Source organism: Blastococcus sp. SYSU DS0753, from assembly GCF_054051175.1.
The window spans coordinates 81,032-99,627 of record NZ_JBJHAT010000011.1 but is presented as its reverse complement, the minus strand read 5'-3'; the positions used below and the strand labels follow the sequence as shown (position 1 = coordinate 99,627).

17 protein-coding genes are annotated in these 18,596 nt (G+C 72.5%); 8 read left to right on the top strand and 9 right to left on the bottom strand.

Features of this window, described 5'->3' with window-relative positions; translation table 11 throughout:
- Positions 1-116: 116 nt before the first annotated feature.
- Entirely contained in the window at positions 117-2,978 is a 2,862-nt protein-coding gene (locus tag ACI799_RS11065) for a bifunctional diguanylate cyclase/phosphodiesterase (RefSeq protein WP_456613080.1), read from the top strand.
- Between the two features lie 41 nt (positions 2,979-3,019).
- On the opposite strand, the gene ACI799_RS11060 is transcribed toward ACI799_RS11065, so the two are convergent.
- The 7 genes from ACI799_RS11060 to ACI799_RS11030 form a co-directional block, all read right to left on the bottom strand.
- Positions 3,020-3,466, bottom strand: a complete 447-nt coding sequence (locus ACI799_RS11060) for a hypothetical protein (RefSeq protein WP_456587297.1) — start codon at positions 3,464-3,466, stop codon at positions 3,020-3,022.
- Entirely contained in the window at positions 3,463-4,356 is an 894-nt protein-coding gene (gene mshB / locus ACI799_RS11055; protein WP_456587296.1) for an N-acetyl-1-D-myo-inositol-2-amino-2-deoxy-alpha-D-glucopyranoside deacetylase, read from the bottom strand. Before mshB ends, ACI799_RS11060 begins: the two co-directional genes overlap by 4 nt.
- 148 nt (positions 4,357-4,504) lie before the next feature.
- Positions 4,505-5,620 carry an ABC transporter ATP-binding protein gene (locus ACI799_RS11050; RefSeq protein WP_456587295.1) on the bottom strand — a complete coding sequence of 372 codons (1,116 nt, stop codon included), beginning with the start codon at positions 5,618-5,620 and terminating at the stop codon, positions 4,505-4,507.
- Complete coding sequence (locus ACI799_RS11045; protein ID WP_456587294.1) at positions 5,613-6,665, bottom strand: ABC transporter ATP-binding protein; 1,053 nt, start codon at positions 6,663-6,665, stop codon at positions 5,613-5,615. The genes ACI799_RS11050 and ACI799_RS11045 overlap by 8 nt, the downstream gene beginning before the upstream one ends.
- Entirely contained in the window at positions 6,662-7,603 is a 942-nt protein-coding gene (locus tag ACI799_RS11040; protein WP_456587293.1) for an ABC transporter permease, read from the bottom strand. Before ACI799_RS11040 ends, ACI799_RS11045 begins: the two co-directional genes overlap by 4 nt.
- The gene (locus ACI799_RS11035; protein ID WP_456587292.1) at positions 7,596-8,519 is read right to left on the bottom strand and encodes an ABC transporter permease; all 924 of its coding nucleotides are present in this window, start codon (positions 8,517-8,519) and stop codon (positions 7,596-7,598) included. The genes ACI799_RS11040 and ACI799_RS11035 overlap by 8 nt, the downstream gene beginning before the upstream one ends.
- A 148-nt stretch (positions 8,520-8,667) precedes the next feature.
- The gene (locus tag ACI799_RS11030; protein WP_456587291.1) at positions 8,668-10,323 is read right to left on the bottom strand and encodes a peptide ABC transporter substrate-binding protein; all 1,656 of its coding nucleotides are present in this window, start codon (positions 10,321-10,323) and stop codon (positions 8,668-8,670) included.
- Between the two features lie 346 nt (positions 10,324-10,669).
- On the opposite strand from ACI799_RS11030, the gene ACI799_RS11025 reads away from it, so the two are divergent.
- Positions 10,670-10,840, top strand: coding sequence for a CsbD family protein (locus ACI799_RS11025; protein WP_456587290.1), 171 nt, complete (start codon positions 10,670-10,672; stop codon positions 10,838-10,840).
- Positions 10,841-10,954: 114 nt separating this feature from the next.
- Here the strand turns inward: ACI799_RS11025 and ACI799_RS11020 are convergent, their stop codons facing one another.
- Entirely contained in the window at positions 10,955-11,713 is a 759-nt protein-coding gene (locus tag ACI799_RS11020; protein WP_456613079.1) for a (deoxy)nucleoside triphosphate pyrophosphohydrolase, read from the bottom strand.
- Positions 11,714-11,740: 27 nt separating this feature from the next.
- Here ACI799_RS11020 and ACI799_RS11015 point away from each other — a divergent pair, with 27 nt between their 5' ends.
- The 5 genes from ACI799_RS11015 to ACI799_RS10995 all read left to right on the top strand — a co-directional run bounded on the left by ACI799_RS11015 (position 11,741) and on the right by ACI799_RS10995 (position 15,451).
- Positions 11,741-12,277 (top strand): RrF2 family transcriptional regulator, encoded by a 537-nt coding sequence (locus ACI799_RS11015; protein WP_456587288.1) that lies wholly within the window; start codon positions 11,741-11,743, stop codon positions 12,275-12,277.
- Positions 12,278-12,507: 230 nt separating this feature from the next.
- A complete protein-coding gene (locus ACI799_RS11010) occupies positions 12,508-14,181 on the top strand; it encodes a nitrite/sulfite reductase (RefSeq protein WP_456587287.1) in 1,674 nt (557 codons plus the stop codon).
- The gene (locus ACI799_RS11005) at positions 14,178-14,351 is read left to right on the top strand and encodes a hypothetical protein (RefSeq protein WP_456587286.1); all 174 of its coding nucleotides are present in this window, start codon (positions 14,178-14,180) and stop codon (positions 14,349-14,351) included. Before ACI799_RS11010 ends, ACI799_RS11005 begins: the two co-directional genes overlap by 4 nt.
- Positions 14,348-15,058, top strand: a complete 711-nt coding sequence (locus ACI799_RS11000; RefSeq protein ID WP_456613078.1) for a phosphoadenylyl-sulfate reductase — start codon at positions 14,348-14,350, stop codon at positions 15,056-15,058. Before ACI799_RS11005 ends, ACI799_RS11000 begins: the two co-directional genes overlap by 4 nt.
- 102 nt (positions 15,059-15,160) lie before the next feature.
- Positions 15,161-15,451: a 4a-hydroxytetrahydrobiopterin dehydratase gene (locus ACI799_RS10995; RefSeq protein WP_456613077.1), complete on the top strand. Its 291-nt coding sequence runs from the start codon at positions 15,161-15,163 to the stop codon at positions 15,449-15,451.
- A 46-nt stretch (positions 15,452-15,497) separates the two neighbouring features.
- Here ACI799_RS10995 and ACI799_RS10990 read toward each other — a convergent pair whose 3' ends face one another.
- Positions 15,498-17,756: a PhoX family protein gene (locus ACI799_RS10990; protein ID WP_456587283.1), complete on the bottom strand. Its 2,259-nt coding sequence runs from the start codon at positions 17,754-17,756 to the stop codon at positions 15,498-15,500.
- Positions 17,757-17,957: 201 nt separating this feature from the next.
- On the opposite strand from ACI799_RS10990, the gene ACI799_RS10985 reads away from it, so the two are divergent.
- The gene (locus tag ACI799_RS10985) at positions 17,958-18,587 is read left to right on the top strand and encodes a hypothetical protein (RefSeq protein ID WP_456587282.1); all 630 of its coding nucleotides are present in this window, start codon (positions 17,958-17,960) and stop codon (positions 18,585-18,587) included.
- The last annotated feature ends 9 nt before the right edge of the window (positions 18,588-18,596 follow it).

Genomic DNA, 18,596 nt, shown 5'->3' with positions numbered 1-18,596 from the left:
ACCCGCCGCGTCCCCCGGCCGGGGCACGGGAGAGGCAGCTCCGGGCGGTCTCCCCCCATCGGGGTGGGTCACCGGCCCCCGCTCAAGCAGCCGGCCGGGGCGCCGATCTCGATCACGTGTCCCGGACGACGCAGGAGGAGGGGACGTCGCGGCCCGAGCCGTCGGCGTCCCCCTTCGACGCGCACGCCGCCCTGGTGCACCTGCTCTCCCGGCTGCGCGCCTCCTCCGGCGCGACACGGGTGTCGGTGTGGGTGCACGAGGCCTCGACCGGCCTCGTCGTCCCGTACCGGCAGTCCGGCTGCGCCACCCGGGACGCGCTCCCCCTGCACCCGGCTCTGCGCACCCCCGCCGTGCTGGCCGACTCCCCCTTCCTCTCCGCCGTCGTCACCGGTCGCCGGGGCATCGTCGCCCACGCCGACGGGCGGCGCGTCGAGGACCGCCACCTGGCCGAGGTCGGCATCCGATCGGCGCACGGCGAGCCGCTGGTGCTCGACGGCGAGGTCGTCGGCGTCCTGACCGTGGAGCCCGCCGCGGCCGCAGCCCCCCACCTGCTGCGCCAGGTGGCCCCGCGGATCGCCGCGGCGCTGGCCGAGGCGTGGAGCCGGCGCACCCAGCAGCGCCGGCTGGCCCAGGCCGCCGTACTCCTGGAGCTGATCGAGTCGGCCGCGCAGGCCCAGTCGATGGACCACCTGCTCGGCTCGGCCTGCCGCCAGCTCGCCGAGCTCGGCGAGGTCGAGCGCGCCTGCGTCTTCCTGCTGGAGGACGGCCGGCTCGTCCCCCGCATGGCCGCCTACGCCGACGGCCGGCAGGACCTCGCCACCTGGCGGCAGTTCCGCAACGCGCCCGTCGCCCCCGAGCTGGCCGAGACCGTGCTGCGCACCGGCACACCCATGACCGCCGACCGCGAGTCGGGGTCGATCTCGGGGTGGTGGGCCGACTCGTTCCACATCGCCTCCGCGCTGGCGGTCCCGCTCGGCCGGGGCCCCGACCTGGCCGGCGTCCTCACGCTGGACAGCACGCAGGTCCGCCCCTTCTCCGAGGACGTCCGCCGGCTGGCCGCCGCCGCCGGTGCGCACCTCGGCGGCGTCATCGAGCAGGCCCGCACCAGCCAGGCCCGTGCGGCGTCGCTCACGACCGCCCGCGTCGTCCGGCAGCTCCTGGTGGACGGCTCGGCGGTGACCGGGGCTGCCGCGGCCGCCGAGGTGCTGGCCCGCGCCGTCCAGCGACTGGCCGGCACCGACCGGAGCGCGGCCTACCTGGTCGACGGCGACGGGCGGATCAGCGAGGTCCGGCACGTCGACTGGCCGGAGGAGCACAAGCACGTGGTGCAGACCCGCCTGGTCGGCCGCCCGGCGAGCGGCGTCCCCCTGTGGCGGCTCACGAGCGAGGAGAAGTCGGCCGTCTTCGTCGAGGACGCCGCCGCCACCGACCTGCTCGATCCGGAGCTCGTGCGGGCGCTGGAGGTCAACTCCTACATCAGCGTGCCGCTGATGTCCGGCGACCGGCTCCTGGGCCTGGTGGTCACCGGATCGGTCGGTGCCACCCGCACCTGGAGCTCGTCGGTGCGCGACGCCGTCCGGCAGGTCACCCTCGAGGGAGCGCTGGTGGTGGAGAACGCCGAGCTGCGCGCCGCCGAGCAGGAACGCCTGGCGCAGCTGGCCACCGAGGCGCACCACGACCCGCTCACCGGGCTGGCCAACCGCCGCAAGTTCATCGAGACGGTCGAGACCACCGTCTACGGCGACCGCGACCGGCGCTGCGCCCTGCTCATGATCGATCTCGACCGGTTCAAGGAGATCAACGACAGCTTCGGGCACAGCGTCGGCGACGACCTGCTGTGCCTGGTGGGTCCCCGTCTGGAGCGGACCCTGAGTCCCGCGGACCTGCTGGCCCGCATGGGCGGTGACGAGTTCGCCGTCCTGCTGCCCGACGCCGATGCCGCACGGGCCCGCGAGGTGGCCGAGGACCTGGGCGCAGCGCTGCGCGACGCCTTCGTCCTCGACGGGACGTCCCTGCACGTGGACGCCAGCATCGGCATCGCCCTCTGCCCGGACCACGGCCGGGACCGTTCGCTGCTGCTGGCCCGGGCCGACACCGCCATGTACGCGGCCAAGCGCGGGCGCCACGGCTACGAGGTGTGGGCACCCGACGGCACCCCGGCCTCCCGCGACCGGCTGGAGACCCTGGAGCAGCTGCGGTCCGCCCTCGACGGCGAGCAGCTGGACAACCACTACCAGCCCCAGCTGGACCTGCGGACCGACAGCGTCGTCGGGGTGGAGGCGCTGGTCCGCTGGAACCACCCGGAGCGCGGCCTGCTCTACCCCGACGTCTTCCTGCCGCTGGCCGAGCAGGCCGGTCTGATGCGCCGGCTGGCGCTGCGCGTGCTGGAGCGCTCGCTGCGGGACCTGCACACCTGGCGGACCCACGGCCACGACCTGTCGGTCGCGGTGAACCTGTCGGTGTCCAACCTGCAGGACGTCGCCCTGCCCGAGCAGGTGGCGATGCTGCTGGACGCCTGCTCGGTGCCCGCCGGCGCCCTGGTCCTGGAGATCACCGAGGACGTGCTCATGGCCGACGCCGCCCGCAGCCAGCAGGTCATGGCGGGGCTGCGGCGGCTCGGCGTGCGGCTCTCGGTGGACGACTACGGCACCGGGTACTCGTCGCTGTCCTACCTGCGGGCGCTGCCGGTGGACGAGCTCAAGCTCGACCGCAGCTTCGTCACGCACCTGACCTCCGACCCGCGGGCGGCGGCGATCGTGCGCAGCACGCTGCAGCTGAGCCGCGACCTCGGGATGAGCATGGTGGTCGAGGGCGTCGAGGACGCCGATGCGCTCGCCGCCCTGCGCGAGTGGGGCTGCGACGTCGCCCAGGGCTACCACATCTCCCGGCCCATGCCGGCCGAGCGGGTGCTGGGCTGGCTGAACGCCCGCCCGCTGCCGGCCGCGCACGGTGCGGTGACGCCTCCTCGGCGGGACTGAGGCGCTGCGCCCGGCGCCGGCCCGCTACACGCGGCCGGGATTCACCGAGCACCACCGGTGGGCTCCGCGGACGTGACCCGTCGACCGGGTCCCGCGGGCGTGGTCCGCCGGACCGGCGTGCCGAGGGCCAGGCCGACGGCGAGGGCCGCGGCCAGCACACCCAGCAGCAGGAACGCGCTGCTCGCCGCGCCCAGCGCACCCCCGGAGACCAGCAGCAGGTCGCCCTCCGGGCGGCGCTGCATCGCCGCCAGCGCGACGACCAGCCAGGTGACCGCGGGGAGCGCGGCGACGACCTTCGACCCGCTCAGCCACAGCGCCGCGCGGACCAGCAGCAGGTTGCCCACCACCGCCGCGACCACCGACACGGGCACCAGCACGCCACCGACCCGCAGCGGCAGCCAGAACACCTCCACGATCGCCAGCCACGCCGCGACCACGACCGCCGCGACCCCCAGACCGGCGCGCGCGACCGGCCCTCGTCGGCTCACCCGGGCAGACCGGCGAAGAGGTCGTCCTCCCGGCCGTCCGGCCCGGCGCCGGGCCCGCGCTCGCCCTTGACCAGCCGGTAGTACTCGACGCCGAGCACCTCCTGGCCGAGGTTGTTCGACAGGGCGAAGAACGGCCCGTCGACGGTGATCTGGGTCGGGTGGGCGCGCATGGCGGCGTCCTTGCGGTCGGCGTACGCACGGGCGTCGACGGCGCAGTCGACCACCTCGTCGGGGACCACGAAGGGCACGTCGTCGACGTCCCCCAGCCCCTCGAAGGGCGAGGCCTCACCGAGCGCGGCGAGTGCCTCGATGCCCTCCCGCACCACCGAGCGCGGCATGGCCGACCAGTACACCTTCGCCACGTCCCAGACCGGGCCGAGATCGGGGCGGTAGCCGGGGTCGGCCGCGGCCTCGACCGCCCGCATCGCCACCCGATGGGCCTGGATGTGGTCCGGGTGGCCGTAGCCACCGAACTCGTCGTAGGTGACCAGGACCTGCGGCCGGACCTCGCGGACGACGGCGACGGCGTGCGCCACCGCCTCGTCGAGGTCTGCGTTCCAGAACGCGCGCGGGTGGTCGTTGGCCGGCGTGCCCATCATCCCCGAGTCGCGGTACCGCCCCGGTCCGCCCAGGAAGCGGACGTCCACGACCCCGAGCGCCGCCATCGCCCCGCGCAGCTCCCAGATGCGGTACCCGCCGAGCTGGTCGGCCTGGTCCGCGGCGAGTTGGGCCAGCTCCGGCACGAGGACCTCCCCCTCCTCCCCCAGCGTGCAGGTGAGCAGGGTGACGCCGGCGCCCTCGGCGACGTAGCGGGCCATCGTGGCGCCGTTGTTGATCGTCTCGTCGTCGGGATGCGCATGCACGAGGAGCAGTCGTCGGTCAGCGGTCACGGTCGACCATTCTCCCTGAGGCCGTCGCCGCATCGAGGGGGCCGGGGGCCGCAGCGCCGTCCTCCCCCACCGTGCGGCGTCCTCCCCCACCGTGCACCGCGAGGGAGGACGCGCTGGGATCAGGTCACCTGATCCCAGCGCGAGGTGCTCAGCCCTCCGTGGGGACGACCGCGCGCGCCTCGGCGAAGTGGCACGCCGACGGGTGGCCCTGCCCCCGGTCGACCAGGGCCGGCGGCTCGGTGGCGCAGATGTCCTGGGCCTTCCAGCAGCGGGTCCGGAACCGGCAGCCCGACGGGGGGTTGGCCGGGCTCGGCACGTCGCCCTGCAGCAGGATCCGCTCCTTGAGCCCGCGCAGGTGCGGCTCGTGCACCGGGACGGAGGAGAGCAGCGCCTGCGTGTACGGGTGGGCGGGCGAGCCGTAGACCTGGGCGTCGGTGCCCTCCTCCACGATGCTGCCCAGGTACATCACCGCGACCCGGTCGGAGATGTGCCGCACCACGGAGAGGTCGTGGGCGATGAACAGGTAGGAGAGCCCGAAGTCGTTCTGCAGGTCCTCCAGCAGGTTGACGACCTGCGCCTGGACCGAGACGTCCAGGGCGCTCACCGGCTCGTCGCAGACGATGACCTCGGGCTGCAGGGCGAGGGCCCGGGCGATGCCGATGCGCTGCCGCTGCCCACCGGAGAACTGGTGCGGGTAGCGGTTGACGAAGTCGGGGTTGAGCCCGACCCGCTCCATCAGCTCCTGGGTGCGCTGCAGCCGCCCCTTCTTCGGCGCGACGTCGGCGTGCACCGACCAGCCCTCGGCCACGATGTCCCCGACGGTCATCCGCGGGTTCAGCGAGGCGTAGGGGTCCTGGAAGATGATCTGGACCTCGCGCCGGTACTGCTTGAGCGCGCGGCCGCTCATCTTCGTGACGTCGTCACCCTTGTAGAGGATCTGCCCGTCGGTCGGCTTCTCGAGGGACACGAGCATCTTGGTGACCGTCGACTTGCCGCAGCCGGACTCGCCCACCAGGCCGACCGTCTCCCCGCGGCGCAGTTGCAGGTTGACCCCGTCGACGGCGCGGACGTGGCCGACCGTGCGCCTGAGGACGATGCCCTGGGTGAGCGGGAAGTGCTTCTTGAGGTCCTTGACCTCGAGAAGCACCTCACCGGGCCGGTGCGCCGGGCGGGTCGCCGCCGCGTCGGCCGCGTCGGACAGCCTCTGCCGGTCGGCCTCCGCGGACAGGTCCGCTGCGCTGCTCCCGGAGCTGGCGTCAGACACCGAGGACCTCCTCGCTGTAGTGGCAGGCGGCCTCACGGCCCGGGACGACCAGCCGCAGCGGCGGGGCGTCGGCGACGCAGTCGCGACCCGCGGCGGCCTCCGCACCGGTGCGGCGCTTCGGGCAGCGCGGGTGGAACGGGCAGCCCGACGGGATGGCGGCCAGGTTGGGCGGCTGCCCGCCGATGGGCTGGAGCCGGCCGCCCTTGACCTCCACCTGCGGGATGGAGCGCATCAGCCCGTCGGTGTACGGGTGGGCCGGGTTGCCGAACACCTCGTCGACGGTGCCCCGCTCGACGATGCGGCCCGCGTACATGACGGCCACGTTGTCGGCGACCTCGTTCACGACGCCGAGGTCGTGGGTGATGAGGATCAGCCCCATCCCGGTGTCCCGCTGCAGGTCCTTGAGCAGGTCCATCACCTGTGCCTGCACCGTGACGTCGAGCGCGGTGGTCGGCTCGTCGGCGATGAGGATGCGCGGGTCCAGCGCGAGCGCCATGGCGATCATGACGCGCTGCCGCATACCGCCGGAGAACTGGTGGGGGTAGTCGTTCACCCGCTGCCTGGCGGCCGGGATCCGGACGCGCTCCATCAACTCGACCGCGTGCTCCTTGGCCTCCTTGCGCGAGGTGCCCCGGTGCGCCCGGAACATCTCGCCGATCTGGAAGCCGACGCTGTACACGGGGTTCAGCGAGGAGAGCGCGTCCTGGAAGATCATCGAGATCCCCGGCCCGCGGACCTTGCGCTGCTCCTCCTCCGGCAGCGTGAGCAGGTCACGCCCCTGGAAGACGATCCGGCCGCTGGTGACCTCCGCCGGCGGGGAGTCGAGGATCCCCATGATCGCCTGCGCGGAGACGGACTTGCCGGAGCCCGACTCACCCAGGATGGCGAGGGTCTCGCCCTCCGAGACGGTGTAGCTCACGCCGTTGACGGCGTTGACCACCCCGGACTCGGTGCGGAACTCGACCCGCAGGTCGTCGACCTCGAGGACGGGTGTCCCGGCGCCGCGGGCGGGGCCGGGGGAAACGGACGTGGACGCGGTGCTCATGAACGCTGCTTCGGGTCGAGGGCGTCGCGCAGCGCGTCACCCATGAGGACGAAGGCCATCACCGTCAGGGTGAGGATGAGGCTCGGGAAGAGGACGGCGTGCGGCGCGGTGCGCAGCAGGCTCTGCCCGGTGTTGATCTGCAGACCCCACGAGATCGCCGGCGGCTGGAGCCCGACCCCGAGGAAGGTCAGCGTCGCCTCCGCGGCGATGAGGATGCCGATCGTGATGGTGGCGTAGACGAGCACCGGGGCGACGGCGTTGGGCAGGATGTGCCGCATCAGGATCCGGATGTCCGAGGCCCCCATCGCCCGGGCGGCGGCGACGTAGTCCGAGCTCTTGATCGCGATCACCTGCGAGCGGACCAGCCGCATCGCGGTCATCCAGCCGAAGAGCGCCAGCGCGATCGCCACCGCGATCACGCCCCGGCCGAGGATGCCGCTGCGCAGGACCACCAGCGCGCCCAGGATCAGCGGCAGCGCGTAGAAGATGTCGGCGATCCGGCTCAGGATGCTGTCGGTGACGCCGCCGTAGAAGCCGGAGATGGCGCCGACCAGGACCCCGAGCACCAGGATCACCACGACCGCCAGCAGGCCGATGATCAGCGAGTTCCGGGCGCCGTAGACGACGTTGGCCAGGTAGTCGCAGCCCTGCTGGTCGAAGCCGAACCAGTGCTCCGCCGACGGCTCGGCGTTGGAGTTGGACAGGTTGCACGACCGCGGGTCGACCCCACGGGCGAAGACCGTCGGCAGCAGCGCCATGCCGACGAACAGCAGGCCGAGCACGGCGCCGATCCAGAAGAGGAAGTTGCGCCTCAGCTGCCGCCAGGCGTCGCTCCAGAGGCTGTTCTGCCGGGCCTGCGCCTCCTCGTCGTGCGCGCCGGTCACGGCACCGGCCCCGGCCTCGTCGTGACCGACGGCCGTCAACTTCGGGTCACTCATAGCGGATCCTCGGGTCGAGGACGGCGTAGAGCACGTCGACGACCAGGTTGAAGAAGATGAAGACGAAGACCAGGAGCGTCACGATGCCGACCACGACGGCGCCCTCCTGGGCCCGCACGGCGTCGAAGACGGCTCGGCCGATGCCCGGCAGGTTGAACACCGTCTCGGTGACGATCGCACCGCCCATGAGGGTGCCGATGTCGGCGCCGATGAAGGTGACGACGGGGATCAGGCTGTTGCGCAGCGTGTGCCGGACGATGACGTCGCGGCGCGGCAGGCCCTTGGCGCGCGCGGTGCGCACGTAGTCGGCGCGCATGTTCTCGGCGATGCTGGTCCGCGTGAGGCGGGCGACGTAGGCCAGCGACCCGGCGGCGAGGACGAGGCCGGGCAGCAGGTAGCTGTACCAGCCCTCGTTGATGCCGGCGATCGGGAACAGGCCCAGCTGGAGCCCGAAGGTGAACTGCGCGACGAACGCGAGCACCAGGATCGGGATCGAGACGATCAGCGTGGTGCTCACCAGGACCACGTTGTCGAAGAAGCCGTTCTTGCGGATGCCGGCCAGCACGCCGGCGACGATGCCGATGACGATCTCGAAGGCGATGGCGACCAGCGCCAGCTTCACCGTGACCGGCATCCGCTGGGAGATCGTGTCCAGCACCTCGCGGCCGCGGAAGTCGGTGCCGAAGTCGCCCTGCAGCAGGTCGCCGACGTACTTGACGTACTGCAGCCACAGCGGGTCGTTGAGGTTGAACTCCGCGGTCAACTGGGCGACCACGGCGGGGGCGAGCGGGCGATCGCCGCCCAGGGCCCGGATCGGGTCGCCCGGCAGTGCGTAGACCAACGCGAAGATCAGGAACGAGGCCCCGACCAGGACGGGGATCGTGAGTAGAAAGCGGCGCGCGATGTAGCGGCCCATGTCGCTCCTCGGTCAAGACGCGCCACGCCCATGTCGCGGGCGCGGAGGCGTCGTCCATGATGCGGGACGAGCCCGAGCGGCCGACCGCCGGGGAGCCCGACCCGGTCTGGGCGGGGGTCCCCGGCGGCGGCCGTGCGGTGCGGCTAGCTCAGCCCTGCGGCGTGACCCGCGTGAGGTCGATGTCGCCGAACACGTCGATCACCACGTCGCTGACGTTCTCCGAGTGGGCGGCCTGCTCCACGTCGAAGAACATCGGGATGATCGGCATGTCCTGGAGCAGGATGTCCTCGGCCTGGTTGTAGTACTCGATGGCCTCCTCGTTGCTCTCGGCGCTGTTGCCCTGCTGGATCAGCGCGTCGAACTCCGGGTTCGAGTAGAACGTGGCGTTGGAACCCGCCGGCGGCAGGGCCGCGGTGGAGTACAGCGGCTCCAGGTAGTTCTGCGGGCTCGGGTAGTCCATGCTCCAGCCGAGGCGGAAGGGACCGGTCACACCCTGCTCGTCCAGCAGCGGGAGGTACTCGGCGAAGTCGAGCTCGCCCCGCAGGACGTAGTCGACACCGACGTTCTCGCGCAGCTGGTTGCCCACGGCCTGCACCCACGCGTCGTGGCCGGCGCCCGCGTTGAACCACAGCTCGATCGGCTGGCTGCGGTCGAAGCCGGCCTCGTCGAGCAGCGCGTTGGCCTGGTCGACGTCCAGCTCGCAGTACTCGCAGGCACCCTCGCGGTAGCCGTCGACGACGGGCGCGACGTAGGCGTCGGCGGGCTCGCGGCTGCCGGCGAAGATGGCGTCGGAGATCGCCTGCCGGTCGACGGCCATCGACAGCGCCTGCCGCACCTGCGGGTCGGAGAAGCGCTCGTCGTAGGTCGGGTAGCCGAGGTAGGTGAACCCGGAGGACGGGGCCTCCAGGTACCGGTCGCCGAGCACGTCCTCGGCCGAGGCGATGGCGTCCGGCGGCAGGTCCGGCAGGACGTCGAGGTTGCCGGCCTGCAGGTCGTTGTAGCCGGTGTTCAGGTCGGCGTAGACCCGGAACTCCACCTGCTCGGCCTGGGCCTCCTCCTCGCCGGCGTAGTCCTCGTACCGGGTCACGGTGAAGCCCTGGCCGGGGACGAACTCCTCGGTCGCCTCGAACGGGCCGTTGCCGATCGGCTGGCTGCCGAAGCCCTCCGGGTCCTCGAAGAACGCCTCGGGCATGGGCCAGAAGGCGTTGTAGCCGACGGTCACCGGGAACTGGGCGAACGGGGTCGCGAGGGTCACCTCGAAGGTGTTCTCGTCGATGACCTCGAGGCCGCTCATCTCCTCGGCGGCCGGGTCACCGGTGACGTTGCCCTCGTCGTCGGTGGGGGCCTGCAGGTCGTCGTAGCCCAGGATGTTCGAGAAGAAGTACGAGGCACCCTGCGCGTTCGGGCTGTAGGCCGTGTAGTTCCACGCGTCGACGAACGACTGCGCGGTCACCGGGGTGCCGTCGTGGAAGGTCCAGCCCTCCTTGAGCTCGACGGTCCAGGTGGTGTTGTCCTCGGACTCGATCGACTCCGCGACGCCGGTGTACTGCACCTCGCCGTCCGTGGCGTACTCCACCAGGCCGGTCCACAGACCGGAGATGATCTGGTGGCCCTCGCTCTCGGTGGTGTTACCCGGGATGAGGGCGTTCTCCGGCTCGCCGACGTAGATGCTGTAGGTGCCGCCGCCGTCGGCGGAGGTGCCGCCGCCGCCGCCGTTGTCGTCGCTGCCACCACAGGCGGACAGCATCATCGCGGCGGCGACGCCGGCCGCGACGAGCCCACCTCTGCGCTTGCTCAACTTCACGTGCAATGCCTCCCTCGACCCGCGCGAGCGGGGGGAACGGACAGGTCGACCCACGACCCGCGGGCGACTGGATGGTCTCGAGCCGGACGCAGCCGGACCGGGGAGGACCGGGACTGCGACGGGTGGACCCTAGGCACGCCCCGGAGAGGGTGTCCACGGACGTCATCGAGTTGTGACCTGGGCTCACGATCCGCGCGCTGACCGTAACTTCCACGCCTCGCAGGGCATCCGGCGGGCGGTCCTCCCGCCACGGGCGCAGGTGGACCGGAGGCTTTCCGGTGCGCGTGTCGGGGAACGTCGGGGCGGGTACGACCGCTCCGAGCAACCGACGACCGGAGGTACTGCGATGAGCGGCACGGACAAGACGACGAGCAAGATCGAGGAGCTGTCCGGCAAGGGGAAGCAGGCGCTCGGGAACGCCACCGACGACCGCGACCTCCAGGCCGAGGGCAAGAAGGAAGAGTCCAAGGGCAGCCTCAAGCAGGCCGGCGAGAAGGTGAAGGACGCCTTCAAGTAAGGCCTCCGCACCCCTCGCACAGGGGCTACGGCGACGACGGGCGCCGCTCCCACCGGGAGCGGCGCCCGTTCCCGTTCCGACGGTGGCGAGACGGCTCCACGGCCCCGCCGGCGCTCAGTGGCGGGCGAGCAGTGCCCGGACGGCGGGGAGCAGGGGGCGGTCGGCGGGGATCCAGTCGAGCGCGTCGAGGTCGGCGGCGCCGACCCAGCGCAGTTCGGTGTGCTCCCGCGCCTCCGGCCGGCCGGAGGCGCTCCGCGCCTCCCACACCCGCATCGTCGAGGCCCCGGGCGCACCGCCGCCGACCACACCGTCCAGGAGCACCTCCCCCAGGAAGGACTCGGGCACGACCGCCACCCCGAGCTCCTCGGCGCACTCCCGCACGAGCGCCGCCCGGTCGGTCTCCCCCGGGTCGACCTTGCCGCCGGGGAACTCCCAGCAGCCGTCGAAGGGCCCGCCCGAGCGCTGCGCCACCAGTACCCGGTCCCCCTCGACCAGCGCGGCACCGACGACCTGCACGACCTCGCGCGCCCGCAGCGCGGCCGCCGCGGCGTACGCGTCCAGGTGCGCCCGCATGGCACGGGCGACCCGGCGCCGCAGCACGACCCGGTCGACGACGGCTCCCACCGCGCCGGGCAGCCCGGTCTCCCAGGCGACCTGCTCCTCGACCAGCGTGCCGGCGCCGGTGGCGGAAAAGCGGCGCGAGTGGGTGACCCAGCCGCCCGACCCGACCGCAGCGGTGAACACGTCCCGCTCCGGCCGCACCGCGACGACCTCCGCCAGCGGGAACGGCCAGGGCCGGCCCAGGACACGGGCGACGTCGAACGCCACGGTCAGCGGCGCCTCCACCGAGGTGGTGAAACGCAGCTGGAACACCCGGGCACTCTCCCAGATCACGGCAGTATGGGCAGCGTGCGCATCAACGCCCGGGTCGACTACGCCGTCCGAGCCGTCGTGGAGCTCGCCGCGGCGGCCCCGGAGGCGCTGACCTGCGATCGGATCGCGACCGCCCAGGACATCCCCAACCGCTTCCTGCAGGCCATCCTCGCCGACCTGCAGCACGCCCGCCTGGTCACCAGCCAGCGCGGCCGGGACGGCGGGTACCGGCTGGCCCTGCCCGCGTCGGAGATCTCGATCGCCCGCGTGATGCGGGTGGAGCAGGGTTTCCTCGCCGAGGTGCACGGCCAGCGGCCGGAGGACGTCAGCTACCCCGGCGCCGCCACCGGCCTGGCCGAGGTGTGGGTCGCCGCCCGCGAGGCCTACCGCCGGGTGCTCGAGGGGGTGACCGTGGCCGACGTCGTCGCCGGGCAGCTCCCCCCGCACGCAGCCGAGCTGGTCGCGCTCGACGCCGCGTGGCGGTCCTTCAGCGAGCCCGTGCCGACCGAGGGCGGCCACGACGCACCGGCCGACGGGGCGCGGCCTCCCCGCCCCGTCGGGTGAGCCCTGCACCGGGCCGCCCGGAATGTGGGAGGATCGCGACATGACCGACCGCGGCAGTCTCCTCGTCGCGCGTCTGCACATCGACCTGGCGCTCGTCTCCAGCGCCGCCTGTCGCGCCGCGCGCTGACCCAGGTCCCTCGCGCAGCTGTCCCGCTGCGTCCCGAACCAGCAGCGCCTCCCACCCCGGCCGGCTGCCGGGCGGTCGGCGAGCGCAGGAAGAAGTACGCCACGTGAGCACCCCCACCCGGAGCAGCAACCGGCCGCAACGCGGTCAGGGCCAGTGGGCGCTGGGCTACCGCGAACCGCTCAACCCCAACGAGCGGATGAAGAAGGACTCCGACGGCCTCGAGGTGCGCCAGCGGATCCTCGACATCTACTCGAAGACCGGCTTCGACGGCATCGACCCCGGGGACCTGCGGGGTCGCATGCGCTGGATGGGCCTCTACACCCAGCGCGCCCAGGGCATCCCCGGCGGCAAGACCGCCGTGCTGGAGCCCGAGGAGCTCGAGGACTCCTACTTCATGATGCGCGCGCGCATCGACGGCGGGCAGCTGACCAGCGACGCGCTGCGTGTCCTCGGCGGCATCAGCACCGAGTTCGGCCGCGACGTCGCCGACGTCACCGACCGGCAGAACGTGCAGTACCACTGGATCCGCATCGAGGACGTGCCCGAGATCTGGCGGCGGCTGGAGTCGGTGGGCCTCTCCACGATGGAGGCCTGCGGCGACGTGCCGCGCGTGATGCTCGGCTGCCCGCTGGCCGGGATCCTCGAGGACGAGGTCATCGACGCCACCGACGTCATCGCCGAGACCGTCGCCAAGTACGTGGGCAGCCCCGAGTTCAGCAACCTGCCCCGCAAGTGGAAGACGTCGATGTCCGGCTGCGTCGACCACTGCACCGAGCCCGAGATCGACGACGTCTCGTTCGTCGGCGTCGTGAACGAGGCGGGCGAGGCCGGCTACGACCTGTGGGTCGGTGGCGGGCTGTCCACCAACCCGATGTTCGCCCAGCGGATCGGCGTCTTCGTCCGGCCCGACCAGGTCACCGACGTCTGGGCCGCCTGCACGTCGGTCTTCCGCGACTACGGCTACCGCCGGCAGCGCAACCGGGCCCGGATCAAGTTCCTCATGGCCGACTGGGGCCCGGAGAAGTTCCGCCAGGTGCTGCAGGACGAGTACCTGGAGGAGGCGCTGCCCGACGGCCCGGCGCCCGCCCCCGCGAAGCACGACCAGCGCGACCACGTCGGCGTCGCCAAGCAGAAGGACGGCAACAACGCCGTCGGCTTCGCGCTGCGCACCGGCCGGATCACCGGCTCGCTGCTCACCACGATCGCGAACCTCGCCGACGAGTACGGGCAGGGGCGCATCCGGACGACGACGCAGCAGAAGCTGGTCATCCTCGACGTCCCCGACGAGCGGGTGGAGGCGCTGGTCGAGGCCCTGGCCGAGCACGACCTGCAGGTGCGCCCGAGCGCGTTCCGCCGCGGCACGATGGCCTGCACCGGCCTGGAGTTCTGCAAGCTGGCGATCGTGGAGACCAAGCAGCACGCGCAGGAGCTCTACGCCGAGCTGGAGCGGCGGCTGCCGGACTTCGACGTGCCGATCGGCATCAACGTCAACGGGTGCCCGAACAGCTGCGCCCGCTTCCAGACCGCCGACATCGGCTTCAAGGGCTCGATGGTGCGCGACGACACCGGCGAGATGGTCGAGGGCTTCCAGGTCCACCTCGGCGGCCACCTCGGGGTGGAGGCCACCTTCGGTCGCAAGTTCCGCGGGCACAAGGTGACGAAGGCGGAGACCGCCGACTACTGCGAGCGCGTGCTGCGCGGCTTCCTCGACCGCCGGACGCCGGGCGAGTCCTTCGCCCACTACGTCTCCCGCGCCGAGGAGGCCTGGCTGCTGTGACCGAGGAGCCGGAGCCGGGAAGGACCCGGCAGCTGCCGGTGTTCCACTGCCCGTACTGCGGGGACGAGGAGCTGACCCCCTACGACGGGGAGTCGGCCGGTGGCTGGCGCTGCGGCGCCTGCCTCCGTGCGTTCACCGTCCGACTGCTCGCCACGGGGGTGCCGGAATGACCACTGCGATCGCACCGACACCGGAACTCGCCGCCGGCGCCGATGCCCGCTTCGAGGGCATCGCCGACCCGGTGGACCAGGCGCTGGCCGTGCTGCGCTGGGCCGGGGAGACCTTCGGCGACCAGTTCGCGATCACGTCGTCCATGGCCGACGGGCTGCTGTCGCACCTGGCCTCCCGGGTGATCCCCGGCGTCAACGTGGTCTTCCTCGACACCGGCTACCACTTCGCCGAGACGATCGGGACCCGCGACTGGGTCAGCAGCGTGCTGCCGATCACGCTGCACAACGTCACCCCGCCGCAGACAGTGGCGGAGCAGGACCTCGCCTTCGGGCCGAAGCTGCACGACCGGGATCCGGACCTCTGCTGCGAGCTGCGCAAGGTGAAGCCGCTGGCGCAGGCGCTGGCCGGGTTCACGGCCTGGGGCTCGGGCGTGCGGCGCGACGAGTCGCCGACGCGCGCTGGCACCCGGCTCGTCGACTGGGACGCCAAGCGCGGCATGGTGAAGGTCAACCCGATGGCGGCCTGGACCCAGGACGTCGTCGACGCCTACACGACCGAGCACCAGGTCCCGGTGAACCCGCTGTTCGAGATCGGCTACGGCTCGATCGGCTGCGCGCCCTGCACCCGGCCGGTCGCGCCGGGCGAGGACCCGCGGGCCGGGCGCTGGGCCGGCTCCACCAAGACCGAGTGCGGCCTGCACCTCTGAGGAACCACCCCTGGAAGGGCCTCGTCCCTCCCCGCGCCGCGGGCCCCGGGGACGAGGCCGTTCCAGTACGTCGCCGCCGTTCCCTCACGTCACCATGGGCGGATGCCGCGCCCACCCCGCCTCTCCCCTGACGAGCTCGCCGCCGCGCTCCGCGCCCTCCCGCTGTGGTCGGGGGACGTCGACGGCATCCGCCGCACCGTCGAGCTGCCGAGCTTCCGCGCCGCCGTCGCCGCGATCGTCGCGATCGCGGACGTCGCGGAGGAGCTGGACCACCACCCGGACGTCGACCTGCGGTTCCGGCGCCTGCACCTGACGCTGGTCAGCCACTCCGCCAGCGGGGTGAGCGAGCTGGACCTGGAGCTGGCCCGCCGCATCGACGCCCTCCTGCCCTGAGACGACGCGAGCCCCGCACCGGACCGGTGCGGGGCTCGCGCTCCTCTCAGCTGCCGATGCGGCCACCGTCCGGGCGGTAGACGACGGCGACGCTCGGCCGCGGGAACGGCCGGTACGCCTGCATGTCGGGCCACCGGCTCGACGGGTTCTCCACCGTGGAGCCGGTCGTCTCACCGGGGTGCTGCACGGAGACGAACACCGACCGGCCGTCCGACGGGATCATCGGCCCGCTGCACTCGGCGCCGATGGGCACGGTGAGGAACGCCTTGAGGTGGCCGCGCTCCGGGCCCTGGGTGGGAACGGCGAAGAGCCCGTCGTTCGTGCCCCCGATGGTGCCCGCCTCCTGGTTCCGCGTGGAGAGCACGTTCCCGTCGGTGGAGATCCACAGGTTGCCGGCCGGGTCGAACTCCAGGTTGTCCGGGCACGAGATGGCGCTGACCTGCGACTTGTCGTACCCGGCGAAGTACGTGCCGGGGTACTCCGGGTCGCCGCAGAGGAGGAAGATCCGCCAGTTGAAGGTCTCCCCGGTGGCCGACCCGACCTCTTCCCACTCGATGACGTGCCCGTTGCGGTTGCCCGGCCGCTCCTCGAACCTCGCCGGCGTGCCGGCCTCGTCGTCGGCGGGCACGAACGCCCAGGAGCGGGTGAGCGGATTCGCCTCGTCCGCCCCCGGCCGGCCGTTCTGACCGGTCCGGTTCGAGTTGTTGGTCAGCGCCGCGTACACCCGGCCGTTGACCGGGTTGGTCTGGATGTCCTCGGGCCGGTCCATCTTGGTCGGCACCTTCGAGGGATCGATGACCTGGACGTTGTCCGGGTCCGGGAAGTCACCGTTCTCGTCGAGCAGCTTGCCCAGCCGGTCGGCGGCCTGGCGGGTGAAGACCAGGACCCACGCGACGTCCTTGCCCGGGATCATCGACCGGCCGTCCTTGACCAGCGGGATCCAGTGCCCGACCCCGTCGAACTCCCCGTCGGCGGGCAGCTGCCCGCTGCCGTCGATCTCGGCGGCCGGCGAGTCGCCGGTGAAGCGGGCGACGTAGAGGTCGCCCTCCTCCAGCAGGGTCATGTTGTGCTGCCGCGTCGCCCGGTCGGTGCCCTCCCGGTACTTCTTCTTCGACACGAACTTGTAGATGTAGTCGAAGCGCTCGTCGTCGCCCGAGTACGCGACCACCCGGCCGTCCTCGGCGATCCGCACATCGGCACCCTCGTGCTTGAAGCGCCCCAGGGCGGTGTGCTTCTTGGGCGTCGAGGTGGGGTCGTACGGGTCGAGCTCGACCACCCAGCCGAAGCGGTTGACCTCGTTGGGCTCCTGGCTGAGGTCGAACCGCGGGTCGACGGTGTGCCACTTGCGGGTCGGGACGTCCTCGGCGCTGACGCCGTACCGGCGCAGCGCCGCCATCTGGGTGGCCTCGCTGATCGGCGCCGTCGTCCCGAAGTACTGGTTGAAGTTCTCCTCGCCGTGCAGCGTCGTGCCCCACGGCGTGACGCCCCCCGCGCAGTTGTTCAGGGTGCCCAGGACGGTGCGCCCCTCGGGGTCGGCGCTGGTCCGCAGGTACTCGGACCCGGCGGCCGGCCCGGTCAGCTGGAAGGGGGTGTCCGTCGTGATCCGGCGGTTGCGGTCGCGCTCCCGCGTGGCCCGCCACTGACCGGCCGGACCCTCCCGGCGGACCTTCACCACCGAGATGCCGTGCGCCATCATCGCGACGCGCTTGTACTCGTCGGGGATGTCGCCCGCGCCCTCCTCGTCGGCGACACCGGCGAACATCAGCTGCTCGTCGGTGTACTCGTGGTTCACCACCAGCAGCGCGTTGCGGTCGTCCAGGGGCAGCCACCCGATGAAGTCGCAGTTGTAGCCGAACTGCTTGGCCTGGGCCTCGGGCGTCTGCCGGTCGATGCGGAACGGCGGCGCCCCGGGCAGCACCGGGTCACCCCAGCGCATGACCACGCTGGAGGCGTACCCGGTGGGGACGACCAGCTCGTCGAGGAAGTTCTGCTGGACCGGCTGGAACGTCAGGGCCCCGTCGGCGGCACCACCGCGGCGGGACGACGAGGTCTGGGCCGCGGCCGGGAGAGCCGGTCCGGCCGCGACGACCAGGGCGCTGACGCCGGCCGCCTTCAGCAGGTTGCGCCGGCTGAACGACTGCTGGACCACAGCCGCGAAGGTCGGGTTGTCCGTCGGGTTGGGGATGGCGCTGTCGCAGGCGTTGCCGCATTTGTAGAAGCAGGTCGTGTGGCTGCGGCTGCCGTGCCGGATGCCGGAGAACAGGGGCAGCAGCGCGCGCTTGCGCGGCTCGAGGATGTCGGTCATCAGAACCCTCTGGGTCGAGAGGAAGTCGGGCGCGCGAAGCCAAACCGGCTCCGGCCACCACGACGTGACCGAGCAGTGAACGAGCGCTGACCTCCTGGCCACCGTTCTCGTCGCGCGCGGTGGATGGCCGCTCACGGCCCCGTCGCCCGGCTCGCCGGCAGGGCCGCGACGGTGGAACCGGAACCGCCTAGGGTCGTCGTCATGGAGACACGGGACGCCGCCGCTCCCACCGCCGCGGCCGGGGAGCCGCGCCGCCATCCCGGCCGGTGGCTGCCGGTGGCCGCGCTGGCCGCGGGTGCGGCGGTGCTTGCCCTCACCACGGTGCTGGCCGACGTGGTCGACCAGCCGATCTCCACCTTCACCCGCGACTGGCAGGTCACCGCCGACGCCGCCTGGTACGTCGGCGCCGTCAGCATCCTCAACGGCATGGTGTGGGCGACGACCGCCGGGCTGTCGTTCCTCGCGGCCTGGCTCGCGCCCGCGCAGCGCGGCCGGCTGGTGGGGCTGGGCACCCTGGTCCTGGTGCTGGCCGCCGACGACGCCCTGCTGCTGCACGAGACGATCGGCCCGTTGCTCGGGGTGCCCCAGGAGCTGATCCTCGCCGGCTACGCCGCGCTGACCGCCGTGCTGCTCATCGCCTTCCTGCGGCCACCACGCGACCTCGTCTGCGCCGTCTTCGTCCTCGGCGCGGCGCTGCTGGGCGCCTCGGTCGCCCTGGACCAGTTCGCGGAGGGCCGGCACCTGCTCGAGGACGGGGCGAAGCTGCTCGGCGCCCTGACCTGGCTCACCGTGCCGGTGCTCGTCGTGCTGCGACGGCCCGACGGCCGCTGAGGTCGGAGG